Raw genomic sequence first — 12168 nt, 5'->3', positions numbered from 1 at the left:
AAACAATGAGAACCATCACTTTTGCGATTCTCGCTTTATCCGGGGCGATCTCGACATCGTATTCTCCTGCAGCCGTAGCTGAGACATCGTGGACTTCCGAGCAACTCGCCGGGCGCGCGATCGAGCGTCGGGCTGTCGAGGCGGTCAACTGGGGGATCCCGGTCGTGAACTTCGACCGTATGTATCAGGCCGCGGTCAGGGCGGGCGCTGACTTTAACCAGATCGTCTACTGGTCAGGCCTTGCAGGCTGGAAGAACCAAACGCTTACGCCAAACCCCGACCTCATCTATTTCAAGCCGTTCTTCGACACCAAGGACGCAGGACCGATGGTGTTGGAGATTCCGCCGGCGGGAGACGACGGCTCGATCACCGGCACGATCATGGATGTGTGGCAAGCGGCGCTGGAGGATGTAGGACCGGCTGGTGCCGATAAGGGTGCAGGTGGCAAATATCTGATCCTGCCACCCGACTACAAGCAGCCGATTCCTGCCGGCTACATCGCGCTGCCGTCGTCCACCTACGAGGGCTTTGCCTTGCTGCGCTCGGTCCTCAAGACCAGGGATGATGCGGGTGTGAAGCAGGCTGTGGACTATGGCCTCGGGATCAAGCTCTACCCGCTCTCACAGGCAAGCAACCCGCCGGAAACCAAGCGAGTCGATGTGCTGGGCAAAGTCTTCGACAGCACGATCAAGTACGACTTCACCTTTTTACCTCGCTCGACCGCGTCGTCCAGTACGAACCATGGTTGCCGCGCGACAAGGCGATGATCGACATACTGCGCTCGGTCGGCATTGAGAAGGGCAAGGCGTTTGCACCCAACGCCAAGATGCAAGCGCCACTCAAGGTGGCGGCTGAAGAAGCCCACGCGTGGTTCAATGCGCGCTATGAGACCGCATTCTCTTCCTATTTCGAAGGCAAGCAATGGTTCGTGCCGGCGTCTCCGGAATTCATGGCCGTAGCTGCCACCTTATACGAAGGGGAGAACACCTACCCGATCGATGCACGTGGCTTGACCGACTACTGGGCCTTCACCACAGTAAAACACCTCGGCGCAGGCCAGTTCTACCTGATGTCGATCAGGGACGCGAAGGGAAGGCCTTTCGACGGAAGCAAGAACTACCACCTCGTGGTGCCGCCGAATGCGCCTGTGACACAGTATTGGTCCGCAGTGGTTTACGACCGGGCGACCCACGCGCTCATCCGCGAGGCCCCATCGCAGGGCAAGTCATCGCAGACCGAAGGACTGCAAACCAATTCGGACGGTTCGGTAGACCTCTATTTCGGCCCGAAGGCACCGCCGGGCAAGGAGTCGAACTGGGCGCCGACCAATCCCGGCGGCCGGTTTGAGGTGCTTTTCCGGCTCTACGGACCGCAGAAGCCCCTGTTCGAAAAAACGTGGGTTCTGCCAGACATCGAAAAGACAAAGTGAGGAATGCTCAAATGACGAAACATACCCGGACGACCTTCGCGGCGCTTGCATTCTCCGCCTTTACATCGATCGGCGCATCATGCGCTCAAGCCGCCGATCCTGTGCCCGTGACCGTCAACAACTTCATTCGCGCGGAAAGCGATTTGTATCTCAGCGTCGTCGCCTTGAAGGAAGGCGGATTCGGCAAATTCGAGCACCACCGGGATCTTTCGCCAGTCGATGCTCAAACGATCATCCGGCAGAACCGGGATACGCTCTACTCGGCGGCTGTGTTCGATCTCGATGCCGGGCCTGTGACCATCACGCTGCCTGATGCCGGCAAACGGTTCATGTCATTGCAAATGATCAACGAGGACGAGTACTCGCCTGCCGCCGTCTACACGCCCGGCAAGCACACCCTCACCAAGCAAAAGATCGGCACGCGCTACGTGCTGGTGGGCGTGCGGACGTTGGTCGATCCGGGAGATCCCGCCGACATGGACAAGGTGCACGCGCTTCAGGATGCGATCAAGGTCCAGCAACCTGGCGGTCCCGGCAAGTTCGAAGTGCCCAATTGGGATCCGGCGAGCCAGAAGAAGGTGCGCGATGCGCTTATCGTGCTCGGCACCACCCTGACCGATACCAGCCTGGCTTTTGGCACCAAGGACGAGGTCGATCCGATCCAACGGCTGATTTCGGCGGCGACGACGTGGGGTGGCAATCCGAGGAAGGACGCGATCTATCTGAACTTCACCCCGAGCAAAAATGACGGCAAGGCAATTTATAAACTTCACGTCAAGGACGTGCCGGTCGACGGCTTCTGGTCGATCAGCCTCTACAACCCGCAGGGCTATTTCCAGAAGAACGACTACGATGCCTATTCGCTCAACAACATCACGTCGAAGAAGAACGCCGACGGTTCAGCCGACGTCCAGTTCGGCGGATGCGACGGCAAGATTGCCAACTGTCTGGTGATCATGCCCGGCTGGAATTACACCGTGCGCCTCTACCGTCCACGCGCCGAAATCTTGAACGGTAAATGGCAGTTTCCCGAACCGCAGCCGGTAAAATGACAGCCGAAACCTAGGCGTGACTTCATGAGGTAACAACAATGGCTGGCGAGCACATCAAGGCGATCAAAGGAGCCATCGATAGCCTCCGCAGCGCGGAATACGATGCGCTTCAAAAGCTTACCGCCGACAACAACCCGAACACTCGTGCGCAGTTCCGCGAGATTCACGACACGCTGAAGACAATGCGAACCGCACTCAACACAGAGACCAGCCTGATCAAGCGCCTGTTGAAACTGATCGGCCTTCTTCCGGGGTGAAAGCCTGTGCGCTGCCGGCGACGCGAACCACATTGGATCGGAGCTTGTCCTGCGCAGGCTTTGTTACTGTTACGTACTTTGCATCCTGCCCTTCCGGTTCATTGTATTTCAGACACTGCGTGAGGAAGCCGATCCAAGCTGGGGTAGATCATGACACTTGCAGATGTCATCCCGATGGCCATCAATCTCTCGATGGCCTTGATGGTGCTGGCGCTTGGCCTTCATGCCAGCTGGAGCGACGCGACTTCGTTGCTGCGGCAACCGGTTCTGCTCGCCCGGTCGTTCATCTCGATGAACGTCGTCATGACCGTTCTCGCCGTGCTGATGGCACTGTCGTTCAACCTGCATCCGGCGGTGAAGCTTGCCCTTGTTGCGCTGGCACTTTCGCCGGTGCCGCCGATACTGCCCGGCAAGCAGACAAAGGCGGGTGGCTCGACCTCCTATGTCGTCGGGCTGTTGGTGACGATCTCCGTGCTGTCCATCGTCGTGGTTCCACTCGGGATCGGCGCGATCAGCGGGTGGTTCGATCTGGGCATCGGTGTGCCTGCCGCCAGGATTGCTTCGGTGGTGCTGATGAGCGTGGTCGCGCCCCTGGTCATCGGCCTGTTGATCCGGCAATTCGCCCCGGCGTTTGCGAGCCGGCTGGCGCGGCCGCTTTCCACCTTCGCGACGATACTTCTGATCGCCGCGTTCATTCCCGTGCTCATCAAGATATGGCCGGCGCTGATGGCGATGATCGGCAACCGCACGCTGCTCGCCCTTGCCATCTTCACGCTGATCGGCGTTGCTGTCGGCCACGTCCTGGGCGGACCCGAACCGGACAATCGGACCGTGCTTGCGCTTGCCAGCGGCACCCGTCACCCAGGCGTCGCCATGGCGATCGCCAGCATCACCTTTCCCGACGAAAAGGCCGTGATCGCCGTCGTGCTGTGGCATCTCATCGTCGGCGCTGTTGTTTGTATTCCCTACGTCAACTGGCGCAAACGCGCCCATGCCGCGATGCAGTCAAAGACCGCACTATGACCGGACCTGCGAGGATTTCCCGGAACGACTGGAACGCTAAATCCGGCAGCCCGACTGCCGGCGCGGTTGACAGAAGCGGTTTGTCCGTAACCAGGGCGCAAGGAGGTTGACGGATGGACGAAATTACCAGGGCTGATGACCTGTTCGTCGAAAAGCCGGAGATGATGCCGCGGTCCGTCAATTCGCCACCTGACGGCATGATCTGGATTCCAGGCGGCTCGTTTCTGATGGGCTCCGACAAATTCTATCCCGAGGAAGCACCGGTCCATCGCGTCAAGGTGGATGGTTTCTGGATGGACAGATTTACCGTAACCAATGGCGATTTCGAGCGCTTCGTGGCGGCGACTGGTTACGTGACGCTGGCCGAGAAACCCGCCAACCCCGACAACTATCCCGGCGCCTTGCCGGACATGCTCTCGCCTTCCTCGACCATGTTCAGGAAGCCGGCTGGTCCGGTCGACATGCGCAATCATTACAACTGGTGGGTCTATGTACGCGGCGCCAACTGGCGCCACCCACGAGGCCCCGCCAGCTCGATCAGGAAGCTGGCGGACCATCCGGTGGTGCATGTCGCCTATGAGGACGTCGAGGCCTATGCAAGCTGGGCAGGCAAGACGTTGCCAACGGAAGCCGAATGGGAGTTTGCCGCGCGCGGCGGTCTCGAGGGCGCCGACTACGTCTGGGGCGACGAACTCACGCCCTATGGCCAGCACATGGCCAATACCTGGCAGGGTGAATTTCCTCACCTCAACACACTGGATGATGGATACGAATACACCGCGCCGGTGGGCTCGTTTCCGGCCAATGGTTATGGCCTCTTCGACATGGCCGGCAATGTCTGGCAATGGACGACGGACTGGTACCAGGAACACAGCCGTATCGACAGCCCCTGCTGCACTGCCGAAAACCCACGCGGCGCGGCCCGCGAGGCAAGCTACGATTCACGCCAGCCCGATGTGAAGATCCCACGCAAGGTGACCAAGGGCGGCTCACATCTGTGCGCGCCAAACTATTGCCGGCGCTATCGTCCGGCAGCGCGCATGGCGCAGCCGGTGGATACTTCGATTTCACATCTCGGTTTCCGCTGCATTGTCCGCCCGGTGAGAGGCAGCCGTCCATGATCCTTGGCGAATGGCTGGGTCGGCTGACTGAGATCAGCGCGCCAATCATCGACCTGCTGGCCTTGGTCATGATCCTGGTGGGCACCCTCGAGGCATTCGTAAATGGCATCAGGGTGATGCTTAGCCATCCGGAAGGCCACTACGCCATCCGTTCGGTCTGGATGCGTCACGCACGATGGCTGATCGCCGGGCTGACATTCCAGCTTGCCGCCGACATCATCGAGACCGCGGTCGCGCCAAGTTGGGACGATGTCGGCCGCCTGGCGGCAATCGCCTTGATCCGCACATTCCTCAATTATTTCCTGGAACGCGACGCGCGGGAGGCGCGCGAACTCCAGCACGAAGGCGAAACCAGAGAAATAGAGACGACGACTTAACGCGGTTCAGAATTTGAAAGAATAGCTGATCCGCGCTAAGTATTTGTTTTTGCGCAATTCCAGGAAAACCGCCACGCACTTTTCCTAGAATTGCTGTAGGTCTAGTTCACCGGCTGTGCTTCCGGAAACTTCCAAGTGCCATTCAGCACCTCGGGTCGAGGTCTATACAGTCGGACCATATAGTTCCAGCCCGCATCGATCGGCAGGCAGTTCGGGACCTTTCCATCGCAGCCGCCGAATTGCACATCGACAGATCCGTCGCTCCCCTTCGTCGCCGTAAGATTGTTAAGTGAATAGGCATTCAGGTCGTTTGCTTCGAAGAAACCCTTGGCGTCGTAACGGCTGATGGACCAGAACGCATCAACAGGGATGTCAACAGGGACATGGAGCCTGTAGACTGTCTTGCCATCGTTTCCCTTTGGTGTGAATCCCTTATAGGTCGCATCCTTGTCCGGATTGCCGCCCCATCCTGCCGCAGCACCGATCAGGAAATGTACCGGATCGACCTCGGCCTTCGATCCGAATGCGCGGCTGAAGTCCGACATTGTCGACGCCAGGGCAAGCAATGCATCGCGCACTTTCGTCTGGCTGGCTTCGTCCCAATTCGGCACCTCGAACTTGCCTGGACCGCCGGGTTGATCGACCTTGATGGCATCCTGCAATTTGTGGACTTCATCAAGGTCACCTGGCCTCGTCGGATCGACCAGAGTGCGAACGGCAACGAAGAGATATCGCGTTCCAACCTGATCCTTCGTGAACGTGTTGCTCTCAGTTCCGTAGACGACTTTAGCTGTATATTGGTCTTCGTCGAGCACTTGCATGGACATGAATCGCGTCCCTGTGTCGGGAAGCGTCAACGTCACCGGCCCCGCGTCAAGATCGAACACCCCGGACGAATAGAGTGTGTCGCGGTTCATCCGGATCACCGTCTGCTTGTCAATCGGCACAGGCTGGCGCTTGTGGGTCAATTTGCCGAATGCGCCTTCCTCCTTGACGGACTTGGCAAGGTACATATCGGATTCGGCCCGAGCGAAGTTATCCGGGGTTACAGGTATCTTGTCCGCTGCCCAACAAGAAGTAGCGGCGCTGGCTGAGAGGATCAATCCTGCGACAATTGTCTTAAACATGACGGTGCTCCGCCTCCGACTGTTGACATGGCTGCGTATCGCCGAAGATGCGTACGAAGTTCCAACCAGCGTTACTCTTTTCCGTGAAGGATTGAAGTAACGTAACGGTTAATTTGTCGGAGCGGATTCGGGCCAACAAGGGTCGGTGGCATTATGCCATCCGCGGAATCATCGGTGGATTGGTTAATCGCTTCATCCGATGGAGCGCTTGGTGTGTTCAGCCGAATCTTATCCGAACTCACAGCCAGATGCGTCATGTTGTCCGAAATGTGCGCAACGATTTACTGGATCCGAAGGCCGACGAGCTGCAACCCTTGCGCAAGGTCAGCGCTCAATTGTGGGTCAAGATGGCGGCTGGACATATCGGAACGGAAATTTCGTTCGAAGTCGGGGCGCGTTTGCCGGATATGCGAGATCATGGCGAGCGCCTCGTCTTCTCGCCCCAGGCGCCACAGCGTTGCCGCCAGCAACAGGTCGGAGAGATAACATTCCTTGTTGACCTCCCGCCGAAGGCGCAGCAGCACTTCACCGAATTGCTTTTGCCGATAGGCATCGAAAGCGAGCGTCAATTCGGCGTCCGCCTGCGGCGAGCCGTCGAATTCCACCGCTTGGTTTGCGAGCCTCAGGCCCTCGCTTCGCTCTCCGGTGGAGTAGAGGATCCTGGCGAGCTTCGCAGCCACCTTGGTGTCGTAGGGGTTGAGGCTCATGGCCCTGCGGCCCGCCGATATCGCCGCTTCCACATGGCCCGTCCGGAACTCGGCAATCATCTTGGCCGCAAAGCTGCGAGAAGACCGAGGAGCCAGCGCCACCGCGCGATCAGCATGTTCGTGAGCGGCTGCGGTCAAATCGGTCGGCGCGTCCAGCGGGTCGATCGACAGCAGTATGGGAACTAGCATTGCATGGGCATCCGCATCGTAGGGGCGCTGCTGCAGTGTACGTTCAAGGCACTGCCTTGCCTGCTGCAAGGTCTGCGCCGTTTGCATGTTCAGGGCGAGATTTGCCCGCAGCACGCAACCGTTGCCGAGGGTGGGATTTTGTAGATCCCGGCTAGCCTCGACGGTATTGATCACGCCATCCGCGGAGGCGATTTGGGCAGCCAGCCGTGAAACCAGCAGTTGGGTCTGATCGGTCCATGACTCGGTATCTCTGCGAACACGTTCATCGCCGGACTGGAGAGCTTCACCCGTCTGTTGGTCGATGACCTGCCACCAGACCGACTTCTCGACCTTGTCGGAACCGTACTTCACAACCAGTCGGTACCGGTTCTGGGTCGGTGTGGCAGGGGAATCTTCGGCTGTGCTCGACGTGTAGACGTCCGGTGTTGAAAGCCGCAGCGAGCTGAAGCTCGAAAGCGCGATCATGAGCGAATCGCGAAGGGCAACAGCCTCGCTGTCGCCCGAGCCATCGAGGTCGACCGAGAGGGAAGGCCTTTCGGAGACAGGCATGCTGTTTAGCCCGTCCAGAAGGTTGATCCCGGCGAACAGCGCAACGCCAAGCAAGGCCATACCCGCCAGGCCCGCCCTTTTCAGGGTCCTGGTGCCTCGGCCGATTGCGTGCATTGGCGTCGATCTGAGCACCGTGTAGGCCTCGGAAAGCGGCTGCTTGCCGCCTGGATGATCTGTCCATTCATCAGGTTCCCGGACATGTCGAGAAAACATCGGCACGTACCTGCCCTTCGGAAGTTCGATGCTGACCTCCCGATCCAGCCCATACAGTTCATAATAGCGAGACAGTGCAGAGCGAAGGCGTGTCGCTTCGATCCGGACAATGGGATCAGTCGAGGCATCAAAGGATGACGGCCGGCCGAACACGTCGACAGCGATGGAGTATGCCTTAAGGGCGCTCTCGCGCCCGGCAAAAAGCTCTTCAGAAATAAAGCGCAAAAACTTTTTGTTGCGCTCCGAGCACTGAAACAGCGGGTCCGAAAGAAGGGCTTCAAGCTCTTCCCGGGCGCGCTCGTGCGTAACTGCCAAATATTCGCTTGGCTTCAGGTCTTCCTGGCCAGCGTCCATGACACGCCTCCCCTCGGTCTTGCACGGACCCGCGCGTTACAATCAACCTTGATTCCGAGTTACTCTCATGTCGAAGGGCACGTCACCAATTCCAACCTGAACCGATCTCGCGCTCAGGTATGTGCGGGATCGATAGCCCGACCGACATCGCTCGCATCTTCACCGACAGCCTGTAAACCCGCCGCGCGGCCTTCGGTTTAAGCCGCAAATCGCATTCCCAAGTTCAGCTACAGGCTATGCCGCCGATAGCGATAACGCTATGCAGTTTGTGCCACGCCGCAACCCGCGGTAGGCAGGACGGCTCGGGCGTCGTTCGCTTTCACCGGAAGACCAAAACCCAGCTTCCGACTTGTCGAGGAGCGTCTGCGGCCTGAACTTAACCATTGCCATAATTCTACGCTATGCAGTTTGTGCCAAGAACTGCTATACTTGACGTGGCGGGGAGAAGACAATCTGGCGAGGTCTTCCTATGTCAAATACTTGGAGGGGCGCTTCAGCGGAGAAGCAGGACTCAGAGTCGGGCAAAAATAGCGACCAGTCTTTATCTGCCGGTCAAGCTGATTCAGCCGATCAGATAGAGCTGAAAGCACGCACGTTTAAGTTGCATAACACGGAAGATCTTCGGGAAGCGGTGCATGGCGCGGATCTGAAGGTCGTGCAATTGGCGCCGGGCAGGTTCGAAGGCCAGCTGACGCACGCTCAGATCGGCGAACTCGCTGTAAGCGCTGGCGATTTTGGGCCAGATATCCGAGCGCGCGGTGTCATGAACCCGCAATTGGTCACGATCGGCATGATGCTGGAGAGCAGCGGCGAGGTCTCGCAGTGGGACTATGACGTCGTTCCCGGCGATGTCATAGTGTTTCCGAAATCGGTCGAACAGGAGGGCCGTTTTACTGGTCAATCCCGCTATGCGACAATCACGCTCAGCGAAGAGGCGCTCGCCGCCTATGTCACAGGCGAACGGGCTCTGCAGGATCGGGAATTCTGGACCAAGATTGACCGGTTTCGGGCTTCGCCGTCGCTGCGGGCATTTGCTAGCCGGGAGATCGCGGGAAAGATTTCGCAGCTGCGTACGGGAACAGTTCCTACCACCAGGGCAGGGATACTTTATTTCCAACGGTCGCTGGTAGAAGCCTTCATCGCGGGCATCGTCGACGAAGTACCAGAGGAGCGCGAGGAGCAGGTTCACGGTGGCGCGAAACTGGTCCGTGACGTTGAAGACTATATCGACAGCGTCGAAATCGATCGGCCAGTGCACATATCGGAATTGTGCTCCGCTCTGATTGTATCGCGGCGCACGCTCCACCGCGCATTTCAGCATACATTGGGAATCGGTCCGGTGGCTTATCTGCGCCTAAGGCGGCTATCAGCTGTTCATCGCGCGCTGGGTGCGGCGGCGCCTGCGCATGTCAGCGTCACCCGAGCAGCCCTTGACCATGGGTTCACCGATCTGGGGAGATTTGCGGCTTTCTATCAGAGAATATTTGGGGAAGTCCCTTCGCAGACGCTGGCAAAGGTGGCCTCGCTTGGGAGCTGACAACCTTGATCTGAACTTGTCCGAGGCATCGCGCTGGCGCCAAACGACCGCCGTGGCGCGCGAGGCGGCCGGCAATGTCCTACCTTGAAGACCTTTGGCGAAGCTGCATCAGGATGATTTCCAGTTCATCGCCGCTTGATGCCTAAACTGCTCCTGTTCGCGCTGAAGCTCGGGAATGCCGAGGCTGGCTACGGTGCCGCCCGCGTCGTCGGGGCGGAAGCGGACTGAAGACGCAGCAGGGAAGGCCGTGCCGATTGGCGCATTCCAATGCGACCAGACCATGGCCTCTGTCGCCGACGACATCGGCAAGACCAGGATCAATCCCGGCTATTCGCTGATCGGGCGGCTGAAAGGCCTCGCCGAACCGCGCGGCATCATGCGCACCGTCGAGCGCTCGAGCTTGCTTGAGGAGTCAGGCATAATTTGCATACGCAAAAATTACCTGTCCTGCTGCCGCAGAAGGCGGCACGGTTCGATCGCAAAACGGTTTTCGAACGGACCCGGGCCGCCGCCGAAAAGATATCGGCGGCACTCGGCTGGGGCGAATCCACCACCTCTTCACGTGCCGACCCGGAACGGCGGGACTACCCGTTCAGCGATTAACAAAAGCGATAAACTGGGAGAAGAAACATGCACTGGTCTAGGTCAATTCTGTTTGCATCCGCGGCAGCACTGGCGCTGAGCGCCATCGCCGCTCAGGCTGAAAACATGCCGAAGCGCATCGGCTACGTCACCAATTACGCCACCCATGAGTGGTATCAGAATGTCATCAAGGGCATGAAGGCTCACGGCAAGGAACTCGGCATCGAGGTTGAGGTGCAAGACGCCAACCTCGACATATCCAAGCAGGTCTCCGCGGCCGAAGACTTCATCGCCAAGGGCGTTGATGTGCTGATTATCACCCCGGTGAATGAAGAGGGTGTGGTGCCTCTGCTGCGTCAGGCCAAAGCTGCCAACATCCCTGTGGTGCTTGAGGGCAACCCGGTCAAGGGCATGACGACGATGGTTGCCATCTGCGACTATGACACCGGCTATTTCTCCGGCGTCGAGGCCGGCAAATATGCCAAGGAAAAGCTCGGCGGCACCGCCAAGGTGATGAATGTCGGCCTGCCCCTGCTCTCCGCCACGGTGTTGCGCTCGCACGGCTTCATGGACGGTCTGAAGACTGTCATCCCTGACGCCGTCATGGTCCACGACCTCGATGGCGGCGGCAATCCGGACCGCGCGCTCGAAGTGTCTTCGGCGGCACTGGCCAAGAACGCCGACATCAACATCATCTACGGCATCAACGACTCGTCTTCGCTGGGTGGGGCAAAGTCGCTGGCGTGATACTCCCAGCAGGCGAACAGAAGGTTCTCCGTTCGTGCAGGAAGATCGAATAGTTGCGGGTGTTGGCGCGGCTGATGACTTCGAGCACTTCGGGCAAGACGGCGGCGTGGACGCGCTTGTAGTCCGCGATCGCCCCGGCTTTCACGCCGATACAAAGTCCCATTCGTTGCATGCCGGTTGCTTCCCGGGCTTCTTCAGTCGAGAAGGTCGGCTGCGACTTCGAGCGTGTTGCGGAACGACGTCTCGAGATGATGTTCCATCGCTTGCGCCGCACCCTCCGCGTCGTGGCGCTTCAGCGCGTCGAAAATGGCCTCGTGCTGCTCGATCGTCTGTTCGCCATAGCCGGGCTTCGGAATGGCGAGATAGCGGCCACGATCCATCTGTGCCTTTGAAATGTCGACGGCTCTCCAGATCATCGGCAGGCCACAGATCTCCGCGATGGTGCGGTGGAAAACATCGTCGAGCTGTATCGCGGTGGCATATCTGCCGCGCGATATGGCCAGCCGGTGCGCCGCCATGTTGTCTTCCAGCAATTCGCTGGCTGCCGGCGTGAACTTGGCGGCCGCGCGTCGGGCGCTTTCCATCTCCAGTGCCCGCCGGATGACATAGGCTTCTTCCAGGTCGGCCCGGCTGATCGGAGCGACATAGGTGCCGGTCTGTGCCAGGATCTTGACCAGGCCCTCGTCGCTGATGCGCTTGACCGCTTCACGCACGGGGGTGCGCGACACACCCAGGGCCTCCGCGATGGCGACCTCGTTGATCACTTCCCCCGGCTTCATCTGCCCGACGACGATCAGGTTGCGGATCTTGTGATAGATCTGATCGCGGAGCGGAAGAGCTCGATTGAGCGTCGAAGGATCCAGGTCCATTGCAAATCCGTTTCTTCGTTCACCAGAAATGGTCG

The 12168-nt window shown here is 59.1% G+C and carries 14 protein-coding genes and 2 pseudogenes; 11 read left to right on the top strand and 5 right to left on the bottom strand.

Annotation, left to right across the window (positions count from 1 at the left end; genetic code table 11):
• Nucleotides 1–5 precede the first annotated feature (5 nt).
• The 7 genes from ACSQ3L_RS26860 to ACSQ3L_RS26830 all read left to right on the top strand — a co-directional run bounded on the left by ACSQ3L_RS26860 (nucleotide 6) and on the right by ACSQ3L_RS26830 (nucleotide 5259).
• The gene (locus ACSQ3L_RS26860) at nucleotides 6–767 is read left to right on the top strand and encodes a DUF1254 domain-containing protein (RefSeq protein WP_436162651.1); all 762 of its coding nucleotides are present in this window, start codon (nucleotides 6–8) and stop codon (nucleotides 765–767) included.
• The gene (locus ACSQ3L_RS26855; protein WP_436162650.1) at nucleotides 764–1429 is read left to right on the top strand and encodes a DUF1214 domain-containing protein; all 666 of its coding nucleotides are present in this window, start codon (nucleotides 764–766) and stop codon (nucleotides 1427–1429) included. Before ACSQ3L_RS26860 ends, ACSQ3L_RS26855 begins: the two co-directional genes overlap by 4 nt.
• An 11-nt stretch (nucleotides 1430–1440) precedes the next feature.
• The gene (locus tag ACSQ3L_RS26850; RefSeq protein ID WP_436162649.1) at nucleotides 1441–2481 is read left to right on the top strand and encodes a DUF1254 domain-containing protein; all 1041 of its coding nucleotides are present in this window, start codon (nucleotides 1441–1443) and stop codon (nucleotides 2479–2481) included.
• A 38-nt stretch (nucleotides 2482–2519) separates the two neighbouring features.
• A complete protein-coding gene (locus ACSQ3L_RS26845; RefSeq protein ID WP_436162648.1) occupies nucleotides 2520–2738 on the top strand; it encodes a hypothetical protein in 219 nt (72 codons plus the stop codon).
• Between the two features lie 150 nt (nucleotides 2739–2888).
• The gene (locus ACSQ3L_RS26840; RefSeq protein WP_436162647.1) at nucleotides 2889–3761 is read left to right on the top strand and encodes a bile acid:sodium symporter family protein; all 873 of its coding nucleotides are present in this window, start codon (nucleotides 2889–2891) and stop codon (nucleotides 3759–3761) included.
• A 197-nt stretch (nucleotides 3762–3958) separates the two neighbouring features.
• Nucleotides 3959–4882 carry a formylglycine-generating enzyme family protein gene (locus tag ACSQ3L_RS26835; RefSeq protein ID WP_436163535.1) on the top strand — a complete coding sequence of 308 codons (924 nt, stop codon included), beginning with the start codon at nucleotides 3959–3961 and terminating at the stop codon, nucleotides 4880–4882.
• Complete coding sequence (locus ACSQ3L_RS26830) at nucleotides 4879–5259, top strand: DUF1622 domain-containing protein (protein ID WP_436162646.1); 381 nt, start codon at nucleotides 4879–4881, stop codon at nucleotides 5257–5259. The genes ACSQ3L_RS26835 and ACSQ3L_RS26830 overlap by 4 nt, the downstream gene beginning before the upstream one ends.
• Before the next feature lie 101 nt (nucleotides 5260–5360).
• On the opposite strand, the gene ACSQ3L_RS26825 is transcribed toward ACSQ3L_RS26830, so the two are convergent.
• Complete coding sequence (locus tag ACSQ3L_RS26825; protein ID WP_436162645.1) at nucleotides 5361–6386, bottom strand: DUF1254 domain-containing protein; 1026 nt, start codon at nucleotides 6384–6386, stop codon at nucleotides 5361–5363.
• A gap of 281 nt (nucleotides 6387–6667) precedes the next feature.
• On the bottom strand, nucleotides 6668–8398 hold the full coding sequence (locus ACSQ3L_RS26820) for a hypothetical protein (protein WP_436162644.1): 1731 nt from the start codon (nucleotides 8396–8398) through the stop codon (nucleotides 6668–6670).
• Between the two features lie 469 nt (nucleotides 8399–8867).
• On the opposite strand from ACSQ3L_RS26820, the gene ACSQ3L_RS26815 reads away from it, so the two are divergent.
• Nucleotides 8868–9935, top strand: a complete 1068-nt coding sequence (locus tag ACSQ3L_RS26815; protein ID WP_436162643.1) for a helix-turn-helix domain-containing protein — start codon at nucleotides 8868–8870, stop codon at nucleotides 9933–9935.
• Nucleotides 9936–10043: 108 nt separating this feature from the next.
• Here ACSQ3L_RS26815 and ACSQ3L_RS26810 read toward each other — a convergent pair whose 3' ends face one another.
• Complete coding sequence (locus tag ACSQ3L_RS26810; RefSeq protein ID WP_436162642.1) at nucleotides 10044–10217, bottom strand: hypothetical protein; 174 nt, start codon at nucleotides 10215–10217, stop codon at nucleotides 10044–10046.
• Here ACSQ3L_RS26810 and ACSQ3L_RS26805 point away from each other — a divergent pair.
• The 3 genes and pseudogenes from ACSQ3L_RS26805 to ACSQ3L_RS26795 form a co-directional block, all read left to right on the top strand.
• Nucleotides 10164–10338: pseudogene (locus ACSQ3L_RS26805) on the top strand (mannonate dehydratase); the annotation flags it as partial. The gene ACSQ3L_RS26810 and the pseudogene ACSQ3L_RS26805 sit on opposite strands and share 54 nt — an antisense overlap.
• A gap of 20 nt (nucleotides 10339–10358) precedes the next feature.
• On the top strand, nucleotides 10359–10538 hold the full coding sequence (locus tag ACSQ3L_RS26800) for a hypothetical protein (protein WP_436162641.1): 180 nt from the start codon (nucleotides 10359–10361) through the stop codon (nucleotides 10536–10538).
• A 27-nt stretch (nucleotides 10539–10565) separates the two neighbouring features.
• A complete protein-coding gene (locus tag ACSQ3L_RS26795; RefSeq protein ID WP_436162640.1) occupies nucleotides 10566–11264 on the top strand; it encodes a sugar ABC transporter substrate-binding protein in 699 nt (232 codons plus the stop codon).
• Here the strand turns inward: ACSQ3L_RS26795 and ACSQ3L_RS26790 are convergent.
• A pseudogene (locus ACSQ3L_RS26790) lies at nucleotides 11246–11436 on the bottom strand (L-rhamnose mutarotase); the annotation flags it as partial. The gene ACSQ3L_RS26795 and the pseudogene ACSQ3L_RS26790 sit on opposite strands and share 19 nt — an antisense overlap.
• 22 nt (nucleotides 11437–11458) lie before the next feature.
• On the bottom strand, nucleotides 11459–12133 hold the full coding sequence (locus ACSQ3L_RS26785) for a GntR family transcriptional regulator (protein WP_292183178.1): 675 nt from the start codon (nucleotides 12131–12133) through the stop codon (nucleotides 11459–11461).
• Nucleotides 12134–12168 lie beyond the last annotated feature (35 nt).

Origin of the sequence: Mesorhizobium sp. LjRoot246 (assembly GCF_964254115.1) — a bacterium.
Taxonomy (GTDB): domain Bacteria; phylum Pseudomonadota; class Alphaproteobacteria; order Rhizobiales; family Rhizobiaceae; genus Mesorhizobium.
This window is presented reverse-complemented; position numbering and strand designations above follow the sequence as displayed.